Source organism: Halomonas sp. H5, from assembly GCF_050613175.1.
Classification (GTDB): Bacteria; Pseudomonadota; Gammaproteobacteria; order Pseudomonadales; family Halomonadaceae; genus Bisbaumannia; species Bisbaumannia salifodinae.
Genome location: NZ_CP192510.1, coordinates 3,844,070 through 3,859,153 on the forward strand (window position 1 = coordinate 3,844,070; position 15,084 = coordinate 3,859,153).

General features: G+C 67.7%; 15 protein-coding genes. 12 read left to right on the top strand and 3 right to left on the bottom strand.

Annotated elements, in window-relative coordinates:
• Positions 1 to 4: 4 nt before the first annotated feature.
• Positions 5 to 1,039 (bottom strand): type IV pilus twitching motility protein PilT, encoded by a 1,035-nt coding sequence (locus ACQ1W9_RS17755; RefSeq protein ID WP_431024523.1) that lies wholly within the window; start codon positions 1,037 to 1,039, stop codon positions 5 to 7.
• 47 nt (positions 1,040 to 1,086) lie between these two features.
• On the opposite strand from ACQ1W9_RS17755, the gene ACQ1W9_RS17760 reads away from it, so the two are divergent.
• The 7 genes from ACQ1W9_RS17760 to ACQ1W9_RS17790 all read left to right on the top strand — a co-directional run bounded on the left by ACQ1W9_RS17760 (position 1,087) and on the right by ACQ1W9_RS17790 (position 5,917).
• Positions 1,087 to 1,800: a YggS family pyridoxal phosphate-dependent enzyme gene (locus tag ACQ1W9_RS17760; RefSeq protein WP_431024524.1), complete on the top strand. Its 714-nt coding sequence runs from the start codon at positions 1,087 to 1,089 to the stop codon at positions 1,798 to 1,800.
• A 38-nt stretch (positions 1,801 to 1,838) separates the two neighbouring features.
• Positions 1,839 to 2,660, top strand: coding sequence for a pyrroline-5-carboxylate reductase (proC, locus tag ACQ1W9_RS17765; protein ID WP_431024525.1), 822 nt, complete (start codon positions 1,839 to 1,841; stop codon positions 2,658 to 2,660).
• Positions 2,661 to 2,697: 37 nt separating this feature from the next.
• Positions 2,698 to 3,288: a YggT family protein gene (locus ACQ1W9_RS17770; RefSeq protein ID WP_346063001.1), complete on the top strand. Its 591-nt coding sequence runs from the start codon at positions 2,698 to 2,700 to the stop codon at positions 3,286 to 3,288.
• Positions 3,289 to 3,357: 69 nt separating this feature from the next.
• Positions 3,358 to 4,512 carry a homoserine O-succinyltransferase MetX gene (gene metX / locus ACQ1W9_RS17775; protein ID WP_431024526.1) on the top strand — a complete coding sequence of 385 codons (1,155 nt, stop codon included), beginning with the start codon at positions 3,358 to 3,360 and terminating at the stop codon, positions 4,510 to 4,512.
• Positions 4,512 to 5,114 (top strand): methionine biosynthesis protein MetW, encoded by a 603-nt coding sequence (metW, locus tag ACQ1W9_RS17780; protein WP_431024527.1) that lies wholly within the window; start codon positions 4,512 to 4,514, stop codon positions 5,112 to 5,114. The genes metX and metW overlap by 1 nt, the downstream gene beginning before the upstream one ends.
• A gap of 27 nt (positions 5,115 to 5,141) precedes the next feature.
• A complete protein-coding gene (locus ACQ1W9_RS17785) occupies positions 5,142 to 5,594 on the top strand; it encodes a DUF4426 domain-containing protein (RefSeq protein WP_346062999.1) in 453 nt (150 codons plus the stop codon).
• Positions 5,594 to 5,917, top strand: a complete 324-nt coding sequence (locus ACQ1W9_RS17790) for a Rieske (2Fe-2S) protein (protein WP_431024528.1) — start codon at positions 5,594 to 5,596, stop codon at positions 5,915 to 5,917. The genes ACQ1W9_RS17785 and ACQ1W9_RS17790 overlap by 1 nt, the downstream gene beginning before the upstream one ends.
• 284 nt (positions 5,918 to 6,201) lie before the next feature.
• Here ACQ1W9_RS17790 and sfsA read toward each other — a convergent pair whose 3' ends face one another.
• On the bottom strand, positions 6,202 to 6,930 hold the full coding sequence (gene sfsA / locus ACQ1W9_RS17795; protein ID WP_431026465.1) for a DNA/RNA nuclease SfsA: 729 nt from the start codon (positions 6,928 to 6,930) through the stop codon (positions 6,202 to 6,204).
• A 74-nt stretch (positions 6,931 to 7,004) separates the two neighbouring features.
• Complete coding sequence (locus ACQ1W9_RS17800) at positions 7,005 to 8,165, bottom strand: pyridoxal phosphate-dependent aminotransferase (protein ID WP_431024529.1); 1,161 nt, start codon at positions 8,163 to 8,165, stop codon at positions 7,005 to 7,007.
• A 238-nt stretch (positions 8,166 to 8,403) separates the two neighbouring features.
• Here ACQ1W9_RS17800 and dksA point away from each other — a divergent pair, with 238 nt between their 5' ends.
• The 5 genes from dksA to ACQ1W9_RS17825 all read left to right on the top strand — a co-directional run bounded on the left by dksA (position 8,404) and on the right by ACQ1W9_RS17825 (position 14,345).
• Entirely contained in the window at positions 8,404 to 8,841 is a 438-nt protein-coding gene (gene dksA / locus ACQ1W9_RS17805; protein WP_146803444.1) for an RNA polymerase-binding protein DksA, read from the top strand.
• 69 nt (positions 8,842 to 8,910) lie between these two features.
• Positions 8,911 to 9,792 (top strand): tRNA glutamyl-Q(34) synthetase GluQRS, encoded by an 882-nt coding sequence (gene gluQRS / locus ACQ1W9_RS17810; protein ID WP_431024530.1) that lies wholly within the window; start codon positions 8,911 to 8,913, stop codon positions 9,790 to 9,792.
• A 28-nt stretch (positions 9,793 to 9,820) separates the two neighbouring features.
• Positions 9,821 to 10,000, top strand: a complete 180-nt coding sequence (locus ACQ1W9_RS17815; protein ID WP_431024531.1) for a hypothetical protein — start codon at positions 9,821 to 9,823, stop codon at positions 9,998 to 10,000.
• A gap of 18 nt (positions 10,001 to 10,018) precedes the next feature.
• On the top strand, positions 10,019 to 12,973 hold the full coding sequence (locus ACQ1W9_RS17820; RefSeq protein ID WP_431024532.1) for an ATP-binding protein: 2,955 nt from the start codon (positions 10,019 to 10,021) through the stop codon (positions 12,971 to 12,973).
• Entirely contained in the window at positions 12,951 to 14,345 is a 1,395-nt protein-coding gene (locus tag ACQ1W9_RS17825; protein WP_431024533.1) for a sigma-54-dependent transcriptional regulator, read from the top strand. The genes ACQ1W9_RS17820 and ACQ1W9_RS17825 overlap by 23 nt, the downstream gene beginning before the upstream one ends.
• The last annotated feature ends 739 nt before the right edge of the window (positions 14,346 to 15,084 follow it).

Sequence of the window (15,084 nt, forward strand, 5' to 3'; positions counted from 1 at the left end):
CGACTCAGGTCGGCAGGATCGCCTTGGCCTTGGCCTGAGCCTCGTCCCGGGAGACCACGCCATCGCTGATCAGGCGCGCCAGGGCCGCATCGAGCGTCTGCATGCCCAGATTGCCACCGGTCTGGATCGCCGAGTAGAGCTGCGCCACCTTGTCCTCGCGGATCAGGTTACGCACCGCCGCCGTGGCCACCAGGATCTCGTGGGCGGCAACCCGTCCACCGCCGATACGCTTGAGTAGGGTCTGGGAAATGACCCCCTGCAGGGACTCGGAGAGCATGGAGCGCACCATGGTCTTCTCGTCACCGGGGAAGACGTCGATGATCCGGTCGATGGTCTTGGCCGCCGAGGTGGTGTGCAGGGTGGCAAACACCAGGTGGCCGGTCTCCGCCGCGGTCAATGCCAGTCGAATGGTCTCCAGGTCGCGCATCTCGCCCACCAGGATGACGTCCGGGTCCTCGCGCAGGGCGCTGCGCAGCGCCGGCGCGAAACCGTGGGTATCGCGATGCAGCTCACGCTGATTGATCAGGCAGCGCTTGCTGCGATGGACGAATTCCACCGGATCCTCGATGGTCAGGATATGGTCGTAACGGGTCTCGTTGATGTAGTCGACCAGCGCCGCCAGGGTGGTACTCTTGCCCGAGCCGGTGGGGCCGGTGACCAGCACCAGGCCACGCGGCATCAGCGCCAGCCGGCGAAAGACCTCGCCCAGCCCCAGGTCCTCCATGGTCAGGATCTCGGCGGGGATGGTGCGGAAGGCGGCGCCGATGCCGCGGCCCTGATTGAAGACATTGACACGGAAGCGCGCCACCCCCGGCACCTCGAAGGAGAAGTCGGTCTCCAGGTGCTCCTCGAAGTCGCGGCGTTGCCGGTCGTTGAGGATATCGTAGACCAGCTTGCGCACCTCACGATCTTCCATGGCAGGCACATTGAGACGCCGGATGTCACCATCCACGCGAATCATCGGCGGTAACCCCGCCGATAGATGCAGATCCGAGGCGTTCTGCTTTGCCGAGAATGCCAGCAGTTCGGTAATATCCATGCGGTTCCCCCTGTTCCCTGCTCCTAATTGTAAGGACGTGTATCAGTATGACAGAGGTTGCGCTTTCCGAGTCGTTGGCAGCGGCGAATCGACGCCTGGCCGAAGCATTGGCTAAGGCGGGCCGCGAGCCCGCAGCGGCGCGGCTGCTGGCGGTCAGCAAGACCAAGCCCGCGTTGATGGTGCGTGAGGCCTATCGACTCGGCCAGCGCGATTTCGGTGAAAACTACCTCCAGGAGGCCCTGGAGAAGCAGGTCGCCCTGGCCGATCTGCCCGATATCGTCTGGCATTTCATCGGCCCCCTGCAGTCCAACAAGAGCCGCGCCGTGGCCGAACATTTCGCCTGGCTGCACAGCCTCGACCGGGAGAAGCTGGCGCGACGCCTCTCCGAGCAGCGCCCGACGCACCTGCCGCCGCTGAATGTCTGCCTGCAGGTCAATATCAGCGACGAGGCCACCAAGGCCGGCGTCTCCCTCGACGACCTGCCGGCCCTGGCCGCGGCGGTCGTCGCGCTGCCCGGACTGAGCCTGCGCGGCCTGATGGCGATTCCCGCCCCGGCTCAGGGGGGCGAGGCCCAGCGCGAACCCTATGCGCGGCTGCGCCAGGCCCTGGAGGCGCTGCGCCAACGCTTCCCCGAGGCCCCCCTGGATACTCTCTCCATGGGCATGAGCGACGACCTGGAAGCCGCCGTCGCCGAGGGCGCCACCTGGGTGCGCCTGGGCACGGCGATCTTCGGCGCCCGCCCCAAGACACCCCGGCCCTAGGCGACGACCTGGGCCCAACGCAGAGGAATCGATTCCCTATGGCTAGCCAAGTGACGTTTATCGGTGCCGGCAACATGGCCAGCGCCATCTTCGGCGGCATGATCGAGGGTGGCTATCCCGCCACCGCCATCACCGCCACCTCGCCCAGTGACGAGGCCCTGGCCCCGCTGCGCGAGCGTTATGGCATTCGTACCGAGACCGACAACGCCAAGGCGGTGGCCAACGCCGACGTGGTGGTGCTGGCGGTCAAGCCGCAGATCATGCGCGGCGTCTGCGAGGCGATGCGTGATGCCATCCAGGCTCGCAAGCCGCTGATCGTCTCGGTGGCCGCCGGCCTCACCGCCGACACCCTGGAGACCTGGCTGGGCGGCGAGCTGGCGGTGATTCGCTGCATGCCCAACACCCCCTCCCTGGTGGGGGCCGGCGCCTCCGGCCTCTACGCCAATTCGCGAGTCAGCGAGGAACAGCGCCAGCTGGCCACGAGCCTGCTGGAGGCGGTCGGCCTGGTGGAGTGGGTCGACGAGGAAGCCCTGCTGGAAGCGGTCACCGCCATCTCGGGCAGTGGCCCGGCCTACTTCTTCCTGTTCTTCGAGGCCCTGGAGGCCGCCGGGGTGCGTCTCGGCCTGCCCACCGACAGCGCTCGTCGCCTGGCCCTGCAGACCGCCTATGGCGCGGCGCGCATGGCCCAGCAGAGCGACAAGGACCCGGCCACCCTCAAGCAGAACGTGATGTCGCCGGGGGGCACCACCGAACGCGCCATCCACAGCTTCGAGGCCGCCGAGCTGCGGCGTATCGTCGAGGAGGCCACCGAGGCCTGCGCCACCCGCGCCCGGGAGATGGCCCAGGAGCTCGGCCAGTAACGCGCACTCGTATTCAGCAAAACAAGGAGCCCCTCCTATGGGCAGTCAAGTGGGAAGCGCCGGCCTGCTGCTGGTCAACACCCTGATCAATATCTACCTCTTCCTGATGATGCTGCGTTTCCTGCTGCAGGCATCCCGGGCCGACTACTACAATCCCATCAGCCAATCGGTGGTGAAGATCACCCAGCCGGTGGTCGGTCTCTTCCAGGGCTTCCTGCGCCCGGTGGGCCCCTTCGACCTGGCCACCCTGGGCGCCGCCTTCGTGATCAAGGCGGTCAGCATCATCGCCATCCTGCAGATCGCCGGCATCGGCATGCCGCCGCTGGTCGGCGTGGCCATCGGCGCCGTGGCGGCCATCGCCAATGCCATCCTCAAGATCTACTTCTTCGCGCTGATCGCCATGATCATCCTCAGTTGGGTGGCCCCCAACGCCAGCCACCCCGGCGCCCTGCTGGTGATGCAACTGGTGGAGCCGATCATGGCCCCGGTGCGCCGGGTGATCCCGCCGCTGGGCATGCTCGATCTCTCCCCCATCGTGGTGTTCATCGGCATCAGCCTGATCGATGGTATCGTGGTAGGTTCGCTGACCCGCGCCGCCGGTATCTCCGGCGCCCTGATCGGCCTGTGAGGCGCGTGCCGCCCCGGCGGCGGCACGCCCTTCGACAACATAACGAGACGACTGGACACCAAGGACCCCATGCCCGAGCTACCCCGCGATTCGGTCGGCCTGGTCACCCCGCAGGCCGCGCACTTCGATGTGCCTCTCGAGCTGGCCTGCGGCCGCACCCTGCCCAGCTATGAACTGGTCTACGAGACCTACGGCGAGCTCAACGCCGAGCGCAGCAATGCGGTGCTGATCTGCCATGCCCTCTCCGGCCATCACCATGCCGCCGGCTACCACGGCCCCGACGACCGCAAGCCCGGCTGGTGGGATGCGCATATCGGCCCCGGCAAGAGCATCGACACCGAGCGTTTCTTCGTCATCTCCCTGAACAACCTGGGCGGCTGCCACGGCAGCACCGGGCCGCTGAGCCCTAATCCGGCCACCGGTCGCCAGTGGGGGCCCGACTTCCCGATGATGACGGTCACCGACTGGGTGCACAGCCAGGCCCGCCTGGCCGACCGCCTGGGCATCCAGCGCTTCGCCGCGGTGATCGGTGGCAGCCTGGGTGGCATGCAGGTCCTGCAGTGGAGTCTCAACTACCCGGAGCGGGTAGCCAATGCGGCGGTGATCGCCGCCACCCCCAAGCTCTCGGCCCAGAACATCGCCTTCAACGAGGTGGCCCGCCAGGCGATCCGCTCCGACCCCGACTTCCATGACGGCTGGTACGCCGAGCATGACACCCTGCCGCGGCGCGGCCTCAAGCTGGCCAGGATGGTGGGCCATATCACCTACCTCTCCGAAGACGCCATGGGCAGCAAGTTCGGCCGCGATTTGCGCAGCGACGACTTCAACTTCGGCTACGACGTGGAGTTCCAGGTGGAGTCCTACCTGCGCTACCAGGGCGATACCTTCTCCAACAGCTTCGATGCCAACACCTACCTGCTGATGACCAAGGCCCTGGACTACTTCGATCCGGCGGCGCTGCATGGCGGCGACCTGGCCGCGGCCCTGGCCCCGGCCAGTTGCCCCTTCCTGGTGGTCAGTTTCTCCACCGACTGGCGCTTCCCGCCGTCGCGCTCCCGAGAACTGGTGGACGCCCTGATCCGCGCCGGCAAGTCGGTCAGCTTCGCCAATATCGACTCGCCCCATGGCCACGACGCCTTCCTGCTGCCGGAGCCCCGCTACCAGGCGGTGTTCGCCGGCTTCATGAAGCGCGTGGCCCGTGACCAGAACCTGGAGGCCAAGTGATGCGCGCCGACCTCAAGCTGATTCATGGCTGGGTGCCCGAGGGGGCCCATATCCTCGATCTGGGCTGCGGCGACGGCAGCCTGCTGGCCTCCCTGGCCCGGGACAAGGGGGTCAGCGGCTATGGCCTGGAGATCGATCCCGACGGCATCACCGCCTGTGTCGAGAAGGGCGTCAATGTCATCGAGCAGAACCTCGACGAGGGGCTGGCCAACTTCGACGACGATGCCTGCGACCTGGTGATCATGACCCAGGCCCTGCAGGCCCTGCGCCGCCCCGACCTGATGCTCGACGAGATGCTGCGGGTGGCCGGGGAGTGCATCATCACCTTCCCCAACTTCGCCTACTGGCGGCATCGCCTCTACCTGGGCTTCAAGGGCTATATGCCGGTCTCCAAGTCGCTGCCCCACGCCTGGTACGACACCCCCAACATCCACCTCTCGACCTTCAACGACTTTGAACGCCTGTGCCGCGACAAGGGTCTGATCATCAGCGACCGGGCGGTGGGCAACGGCGAGCACGAGGGGCACTGGACCTCGCGACTGTGGCCTAACCTGTGTGGAGAGACCGCCATCTTCCGGGTCAGCCGGGGCCCCGGCGGTTAAGCCGAAGACGATACGAGGGACAAGATCATGAAGGCCAAGAGGCTCGGCATCTGGATGATCGGCCTGCTGCTAGGCCTGCTGGCGACCACCGCCCAGGCCCAGCAGTTCGAGCGGGTCGGCAACTACCAGATCCACTACAGCGCCATCAATACCAGCTTCCTGACGCCGGAGGTGGCCGCCGCCTACGATATCCAGCGCAGCCAGGTGATGGCACTGCTCAATGTCAGCGTGCTGGAGGAGCAGGAGGACGGCACCACCCGCCCGGCGAATGCCTGGGTCAATGGTCGGGTCGGCAACCTGGCCGGCCAGTTGCAGAACCTGTCGTTCCGCACCGTGCGCGATGGCGAGGCCATCTATCATCTGGCCACCTTCCGTATCCAGGAGGACGAGCCGATGCGCTTCGAGCTGGAGGTGGGCTACGATCGCAACGCCGAGCCGGCCCAGGTGGGCTTTATCCAGCGTTTCTATATCGATCGCTGATGACCGCCATCGCCCATCGGTCTCAGTTGGATAGCACCGCGGCCCTGGGCCTGCGCCTGCCGGACGGCCGCGAGGCCTTCCTGGTGCGGGTGCACGGCCGCATCACCGCCTTCGAGAACCGCTGTCCCCACCAGGGCATCGGCCTCGATTTCCAGCCCGATGTGTTCCTCGAGCCCGGCGGCGAGCTGATCCAGTGCAGCATGCACGGCGCCCTCTTCCTGCCGGAGAGCGGCGAATGCGTCTTCGGGCCCTGCCAGGGCCGAGCGCTGGTGCCGGTGGCGATCCATATCGACGACGACGGCCAGATCCATCTGGCCGAGTGAGTCAGCTTATCACCGAGGCGTCGGACCGCGGTAGCGGCTTGAGGGGCAGCATAGAATCTCCCACAGCAGCCTGAGTGGCCACTGGTGTTGGGAGAGGCTCTGGTGTTGTGGGAGTTCGGGTTCCCCGGACGATTGGGCGACGAAGTCGCCCTTGGTGACAGCCAAGGCCTTCCAGATCGCCCTTCGGGCGATATCACCGAAGCGTCGGACCGGCAAAATCCGCGCTCCCACGGAAACCATGGTGGCGGCTTGAGGGGCAACATAGAATCTCCCACGGGGTATCGCTATTCCAGGTGAACCGGCAGCCGCCTGGCCAACTGGATGCCCCGGGGCACTCCGGCCTCGACGATCACCTCACAGCCATAGGCCAGCACCTCCACCCCCGCCTCGGCGACCCGTTTCAGGGTCTCGGCATAACGGGGATCGAGATGCGCCGCCGGGGCCACCGAGGGAATGCCGCCGTGAGCCACGCAGAACAGCAACACCGCACGATGCCCCTGACTGGCCAGGTCGGCCAGCACCTCCAGGTGCCTGCGGCCCCGCTCGCTGACCGCGTCGGGGAAGTAACCGCCGCCATCGGCCTCGCGCAGGGTCACCTGCTTGACCTCCACATAGGTCGGCTCGCCCCGATCATCGCTCAGGCGAAAGTCGAGGCGCGCCCCCTCCACCCGCACCTCCCTCTTGAGGTCGGCGAAGCCGGCCAGCTCGCTGACCACGCCCTCGCGCAACGCCGCCTCGACGATGCCATTGGCGCGCCCGGTATGCACCGAGGCGAAGGCGCTGCCGCCCTCCGGCTGGGGTAGCTCGATCAGCTCCCAGGTCCAGGCCAGCTTGCGCTTGGGGTTATCGCTGGCGGCCAGCCAGACCCGGCAGCCCGGCACATTGACCGCGCGCATGGAGCCGGTATTGGGGCAATGGGCCACCACCAGGGAGTCATCGGCCAGCTCCACGTCGGCCAGGAAGCGCTTGTAGCGCCGGCGCAGGATACCCGGCGTCAGGGCGGGATAGGCCATCATCGCCGCGCCGGGAAGCGTGGCCTGTGACGCCGACTCGGGCTGCCCGGGGGGGTCAGGGACGAAATCGCTCATCATCGCCGCGCCAGGAAGCGTTCGAGGCGACTCAGGGCCTCTTCCAGGCGCGCCACCGAGGTGGTGAAGGCGATCCGCACATGATGCTCGCCGCCACGCACCGCGAAGTCGATGCCCGGGGTGATGGCGACGTTCTCCTCCTCCAGCAGTTGCCGGCAGAAGGCCTGGCTGTCACGGCTGTAGCGGGAGATATCCAGCCACACATAGAAGGCCCCCTGGGGCGGCAGCGAGGGCGCCAGGTCGAGGCGCGCCAGCCCCGCCAGCAGGGCATCCCGACGCCGTTCCAGCTCCCGGCGGCGCCCCTCCAACTCGTCGAGGCAGGCCGGGGTAAAGGCCGCCAGGGCGGCGTGCTGGGCCGGAGTGGAGGCGGCCAGGAAGACGTTCTGGGCCAGCCGCGTCAGGGGCTCCACCGCCGCCTCCGGCGCCAGCAGCCAGCCCAACCGCCAGCCGGTCATGCCGAAATACTTGGAGAAACTGTTGACCACAAAGGCCTCGGGGGCCACCGCCGCCGCCGAGACCGGCTCGACCCCATAGGTCAGCCCCTGATAGATCTCGTCCACCAGCAGGGCCCCGCCGCGCGCCTCGACCGCCCCGGCCACCGCCGCCAGTTGGTCGGCATCCAGCATATGGCCGGTGGGATTGGAAGGCGTCGCCAGCATCGCCAGGCGCGTGGTGTCGCGCCAGTGACGGGCGACCAGCTCGGCATCCAGCTGCCAGCCGCTCGCCGGGCCCACCGCCACGGTATCCAGATCGGCCTCGGCCAGGGCCATGAAGTGGCGATTGCAGGGGTAGGTGGGATCGGCCATCAGTACCCGGTCGCCGCGCTGCACCAGCAGCTGGCTGGCCAGCAGCAGGGCCCCGGAGGCGCCGGGGGTGACCAGGATCCGCGCCGGATCGACCTCGGCGCCGAAGCGTTCGGCGTAGTGACCGGCGATGGCCTCGCGCAGCGCCGGCAGCCCCGCCGCCGGCGTATAGCGGGTCTGCCCCGCGGCCAGGGCCCGCTGGCCGGCCGCCACCACCGCCTCCGGAGTGGCGAAGTCGGGCTCGCCCACCTCCAGGTGAATCACGTCATGGCCGGCGGCCTCCCGACCCTGGGCCACCTCCAGCAGGCTCATCACCCGGAAGGGCTCGACGCGATCCAGCCGCGCGCTCCAACTCATGCGTCACTCTCCTTCAACGGCCGCGATTCGACCTCTCGATGGCTCGGCATGGCACCTCTGACGGGGGCCACGGTCCAATGGGATTGTAACCGGCTGCGGCATCAGCCGGCACCTCCGGATCATGTGACAGTTGCAATGCGGGCGTTTTTTCGCTAAATAAGCAAGGCTTTGGGCCGGCATCAGTGCGCCTGCCCGACCGGGCATCGGCCCCAGTCACTCGAGCAATGAGGCAGCCCCCATGCCAGTAGCAGCACAAAAGACGGAAGCGCCAAAGAAATTCACCCCGTACGAAGCGGCGCCGGGTGAAGAGTACATGAACGAGAAGCAGCTGGAGCACTTCCGACAGATCCTGCTCGACTGGAAACAGGAGCTCATGGAGGAAGTGGACCGCACCGTGCGTCATCTGCAGGAAGACGCCAACAACTATGCGGACCCGGCGGATCGTGCCACCCAGGAAGAGGGCTTCAGCCTCGAGCTGCGGACCCGCGACCGGGAGCGCAAGCTGCTCAAGAAGATCAACGAGACCATCGAGAAGATCGACGAGGACGACTACGGCTTCTGCGAGGCCTGCGGCGTCGAGATCGGCATTCGCCGCCTCGAGGCGCGTCCCACCGCCACCCTCTGCGTGGACTGTAAGACTCTGGCCGAGCTCAAGGAGAAGCAGCTCGGCGGCTAAGCGCCAGGCAACGCTAGCGTGACGGGCACCCGAGGGTGCCCGTTTGCCTTTCCGCCGACGGAGTCCGCCATGCCCCCCTATCGAGGCCGCTTCGCCCCGACGCCCTCGGGCCCCCTGCATTTCGGTTCCCTGGTGGCCGCCCTGGGCAGCTACCTGGACGCCCGCCAGGCCGGCGGCGACTGGCTGTTGCGTGTCGAGGATATCGACCCGCCGCGCTGCCCCGCCGGCGCCAGCGACACCATCCTGCGCCAGCTGGAGGCCTTCGGCCTGCACTGGGATGGCCCGGTCAGCTATCAGAGCGACTACCACGACGCCTACCAGGCGGCCCTGGGGCGCCTGATCGACCAGGGGCTGGCCTACCCCTGCAGTTGCTCCCGCAAGCAGTGGCGCGATCACCCCATCTACCCCGGCTGGTGTCGCGATGGCATCCGCGAGCCCGACAGGCCGGCGGCCTGGCGCCTGCGCAGCGACCTCGCCCTGCGCCCGATCGAGTGGCAGGATCGCCTCTTCGGCATCCAGCGCTTCGACCCGGCGTCCCTCGGCGACGTGGTACTCAAACGCAAGGATGGCCTCTGGGCCTACCAACTGGCGGTGGTGGTGGATGACGCCGCCCAGGGCATCACCGAAATCGTGCGCGGCCACGACCTGCTCGACAACACGCCCTGGCAGCGCCAGCTGCAGGTGGCCCTGGGCCTCGCCGAGCCCCGCTACCTGCACCTGCCGCTGATCCTCGGCGCCGATGGCCAGAAGCTCTCCAAGCAGAACCTGGCGCCGGCGCTGCCCTGGGAGGGCCCCGAGGTACGGCGCCTGCTGCACCGCGCCCTGGAGGCCCTGGATCAGGCGCCGGCGCCGGGGCTGATCCGCGAGCCGGTGGCGGTGCAGTTGGCCGAGGCGATTCCCCGCTGGTCGGTGGCGCGGCTGCGCCCCGAGGCCCTGCGCCACCAGCCCTGACAACGCGCCGGAGGAGGCGAGCCCGCTCATGTACATGTACCGGTTGATGCTGTTCCTGGTATTCGGCGGTTACCTGCTCTCGCCGCTGCTGATGAGTGGCTGGGCCTCGCCGGATGGTGCCTGGTATCGCCCCTACCTGATCTGGGGCGGCCTGATCGCCCTGTCGCTATGGCTGGAGCAGAAGAGGAAACTGGATGAACGCAGCTGATCCCCGGGGGGCCCATCCATGAGCGCCGCCCAGCTCTTCCTCCTCGGCACCGGCTACCTGTCGCTGCTGTTCCTGGCCGCCCTGGCGGTGGAGCGGGACTGGGTGCCGATCCGCCTCGTGCGCCACCCCGCCGTCTACACCCTGGCCCTGGGGGTCTATGCCAGCGCCTGGGCCATCTATGGCAGCCTGGAGCTGGCCAGCCAGGCGGGCTACGGCTACCTGGCCTACTACCTGGGGCCCGCCGGGGCCTTCCTGCTGGCCTCGGTGCTGCTGGTGCCGATCCAGCGCCTGACCCGCACCTATCAGCTGTCGTCCCTGGCCGACCTCTTCGCCTTCCGCTTCCGCTCCCGCTGGGTGGGCACCCTGATCACCCTGGTCAGCCTGCTGGCGGTGCTGCCGCTGCTGGCCCTGCAGATCCAGACCCTCGGCGATGTCACCCATGTGCTCACCGGCACCGCCTCCCCGGCCCTGATGGCGCTGGCCTTCAGTGCGGTGATCGCGCTCTTCGCGATCCTCTTCGGCGCCCGCCACACCCGGCTGCATGCCCGCCACGACACCCTGCTGGCGGTGATCGCCCTCGAGTCCCTGATCAAGCTGCTGGCCATGCTGGCCCTGGGGGCCTTCGCGCTGTTCGCGATCTTCGAGGGACCGGCCAGCGTCCAGACCTGGCTGGAGGGGCCCGGCGCCAGCCTGCAGGCCGAGGTCAGCCAACTCGACTCGGGGCAGTGGCGCACCCTGCTGCTACTGTTCTTCGCCGCCGCCTTCCTGATGCCCCACCTCTTCCATATGGCCTTCGCCGAGACCCTCTCCCGGCGCACCCTGCAGCAGGCCAGTTGGAGCCTGCCCCTCTACCTGCTGCTGCTGGCCCTGCCGGTGCCCCTGATCCTGTGGGGCGCCCAGCGCGTCGGAGCCGATAGCGCGGCGCTGGGCGTCGCCTACCTGGCCTACGGGCTCTCGGAATCGCTATGGATCCAGGGCCTGGTGTTTATCGCCGGCCTGGCCGCCGCCAGCGGCACCCTGATCCTGATCGCCCTGGCCCTCTCCGGGATGATGCTCAATCACTGGGTGCTGGTGGCCCACTCGCCGATTCACCAGCCCGACCTCTACCACTGGCTGCGCTGGCTACGCCGGGCGCTGATCGCCGCGGTGATCTTCGGCGGCTGGCTCTTCTACCGCATCGTCGGCATCCACCACGACCTGATGACCCTGGGCATCGTCGCCTTCGTCGGCATGGCCCAGTGCCTGCCCGGCATCCTGGCGGTGCTCTACTGGCCCGGCGCCAACCGCAAGGGCATGGTCAGCGGCCTCGTCGTGGGCGTAGCGATCTGGCTGCTGGGCATGTGGCTGCCGCTGCTCACCGGCATGGAACCGCGCATCCTGCTGCCGCCGGGGCTGGAGCTGCTGGCCAATGAGCCGGACTGGTACGTGGTGACCCTGGTCTCCCTGGCCACCAATATCCTCACCTTTATCCTGGTCTCGCTGCTGACCCGCACCTCCGAGGGCGAGCGTGCCGCCGCCGAGGCCTGCTCGGTGGACGCGGTGATCCGCCCCAAGCGCATGCCCCTGGATGCCCGCAACGGCGAGGAGTTCATCCAGCGCCTGGTGCCGGTGCTCGGCGAGGAAGTGGCCCGCCGCGAGGTGGAGCGAGCCCTGGAGGCGCTGCGCATGTCTCCCCAGGAGGGGCGCCCCTATGCCCTGCGCCGCCTGCGCGACCGGTTGCAGGCCAACCTCTCCGGCCTGATGGGCCCCTCGGTGGCCCAGGATATCGTCGACAGCTACCTGCCCTACCGCCGCGGTGCCCAGGAACCCACCGACGATATCCACTTCGTGGAGAGCCGCCTGGAGGCCTATCGCTCGCGGCTCACCGGCCTGGCCCGGGAACTGGATGGCCTGCGCCGCTACCATCGCCGCATCCTCACCCGGCTGCCGGTGGGGCTGTGCGCCTTCGGCGTCGACGACGAGCTGCTGATGTGGAACGACGCCCTGGCCGAGCTCTCCGGCATCGACGGCGCCAGCGTGGTGGGCTCGCGGCGCGCCGACCTGCCGGCGCCCTGGGGCGAGCTGCTGGGGCGCATATTCGATGAACGCCAGGATCACCTCTACAAGCAGGAAGTGGCCCTGGACGGCGGCGTGCGCTACCTCTCCCTGCGCCGCGCCGAGCTTCAGGCCGACGACGCGGTGCGCGGCGGCACCGTGATCCTGGTCGAGGATCACAGCGAGATGAAATGGCTGGAAGAGGAGCTGGTCCACGCCGCCCGCCTGGCCTCCATCGGCCAGCTGGCCGCCGGGGTCGCCCACGAAATCGGCAACCCCATCACCGGGATCTCCTCGCTGGCCCAGAACCTGCGCTACGACACCGACGACCCCCAGTTGCTGGAGACCGCGGAACAGATCCAGCAACTCACCGATCGGGTCTCGCGCATCGTCTCCTCCCTGGTGGGCTTCGCCCATGGCGGCCGCCACGTCCAGGGCCAGGCCTTCGCGCCGCTGTCCCTGCGCGAGGTGGTGGAGGATGCCCTGCACTTGATCCACCTGGCCCGCTCGGGTCAGGATGTTACCTATCGAAACCTCTGCCCCGAGGCGTTACGTCTCGAGGGCGACGCCCAGCGCCTGGTGCAGGTCTTTATCAACCTGCTCAACAACGCCCGGGACGCCAGCCCCGACGGGGGCGAGGTGGAAATCGCGGCGAGCCGCGAGGGTAACGGCGTCTGTGTTACCGTTACCGATGAGGGCCAGGGCATCGACGCGAGCATTCGCGACCACCTCTTCGAGCCCTTTATCACCACCAAGGCGCCCGGCGAGGGCACCGGCCTCGGCCTGCCGCTGGTCTACAGCATCATCGCCGAGCACCACGGGCAGATCCATATCGAGTCTCCCCCCGCGGAGCGAGAACGCGGCACCCGCATCCTGATGTGGCTGCCCACCAACCGAGAGGACGGCAAGCATCCCCATGAGCCGGATTCTGATCGTTGAAGACGAAGCCATTATTCGCAGTGCCCTGCGCCGCCTGCTGGAGCGCCATGACTACCAGGTGAGCGAGGCCGGCTCGGTGGATGAGGCCGAGGCCCTCGACCCCCAGCGCTTCGATCTGGTGATCAGCGACCTGCGCCTGCCCGGCACCCAGGGCACCGCCCTGATCGAACGCGCCGCCCCCACGCCGGTGGTGATCATGACCAGCTACGCCAGCATGCGCTCGGCGGTGGAGGCTCTGAAGCAGGGCGCCGTGGACTATGTGGCCAAGCCCTTCGATCATGACGACCTGCTCAAGACCGTGGCCCGAGCTCTGGAGCAGCACGCCGCCGAGGCGGCGCCCCCCGCCGCCACCAGCAGCGCCGCCCCGCCCCAGGAGCTGATCGGTGACTGCGAGGCCATGCAGGTGGTCTACACCCGGATCCGCAAGACCGCCCCCGCGGATGTCACCGTGCTGATCCAGGGCGAATCCGGCACCGGCAAGGAGCTGGTGGCCCGGGCCATCCACTCCCAGAGCCAGCGCGCCCGGGCCCCGCTGATCTGCGTCAACTGTGCGGCCATCCCCGAGACCCTGATCGAATCGGAGTTGTTCGGCCACGAGAAGGGCGCCTTCACCGGTGCCAATGCCGCCCGCACCGGCCTGGTGGAGGCCGCCGACGGCGGTACCCTCTTCCTCGACGAGATCGGCGAGCTGCCCCTGGATGCCCAGGCGCGCCTCTTGCGGGTGCTGCAGGAGGGCGAGATCCGCAAGATCGGCTCGGTGGAGACCCGCCATGTGAACGTGCGCCTGATCGCCGCCACCCACCGCGACCTGCGCGCCATGTCCAAGAGCGGCGAGTTCCGCCTCGACCTCTACTACCGCCTCAACGTGATGCAGATCGACCTGCCGCCGCTCCGCGATCGGGAGGACGATATCCTCAAGATCGCCGACGTGCTGCTGGAGAAGGCCTGCCGCCGCCACGGCCGCGGGGGCCTCAAGCTCTCCCGGGCGGCGCGCCGCGAGATTCGTGACTACCCCTGGCCCGGCAATGTGCGGGAACTGGAGAACGCCCTGGAGCGGGGAGTGATCCTCGCCGAGGGCCATCTGATTCACCCCGACGACCTGGGCCTGCACCCCGCCCCGCCACTCTCCCGCAGCCAGCCCAAGCCGGCGGCCCCCGCGACGCCGGACACCCGGGAACCCAGCGAAGCCGAGCTGGACGAGGAGGATCTCTCCCTGGAGGACTACTTCCAGCATTTCGTCCTCGAGCACCAGGACCAGATGAGCGAGACCGAGCTGGCCCAGAAGCTCGGCATCAGCCGCAAGTGCCTGTGGGAGCGCCGCCAGCGCCTGGGCATCCCGCGCAGGAAGAGCGCCCGGAGCCGCACCGGATAAGCCTTCGCCAGGCAACCCGACCATGGTCTAAGCGCCCGCCGGCCCTCCCTCGGCGGGCGTTTTTCGTGTCACCGAGGGAACTTTTGCACCAGTTGTTACCTTCCCACACACCGACTGCCCCATTACGGCCCAATCCGGGTAACACATCCTCCCCGCGCTGACGGCATGCCAGGAAGCGACACCAACAAACCCCTGTTTTTTTTGTATTTTTCAAATAGTGGCACGCACGGTGCAATATCCTAGGGCAAGAAGAACAAGATCCGGACGCCGCCAGGTCACTGCCCTCCAAGGGGCGCAACAAGAACAAGAGGTGACACTTCGGCAGGCGCCAGTCGACGAGCCAACAACAACAAGATCGTCGAGCATGGCAAACAAGGGGTGACGACCCGCCAGGAACAACAACAAGGCGCAGTCACCCGGGCGTGGCCACAACAAGAACAACAGGGCCCGACATCCGGAGGTTCATCAGGACGCGACGCACCGAGCGGGAGCAACAAGAACAACAAGCTCCCCGGGAGTGCACCCACGGCAACCAAAAACAACAGGCCGGGGGAAGGTAGACTGCCTACCGTCGTGGTTGGATTATTGTTTTGAATACGAGACGGTCGCCACCAGGAAGATCGACAAAGACAACAACACTGCTTGCCTGAAACTTGTCTTGGTGACTGTGGTGCGTATTCAAGGCGATGCGCCATCACGAAGAAAAACCAGCAGCACGGATGCTGATCTGACCGCTTAA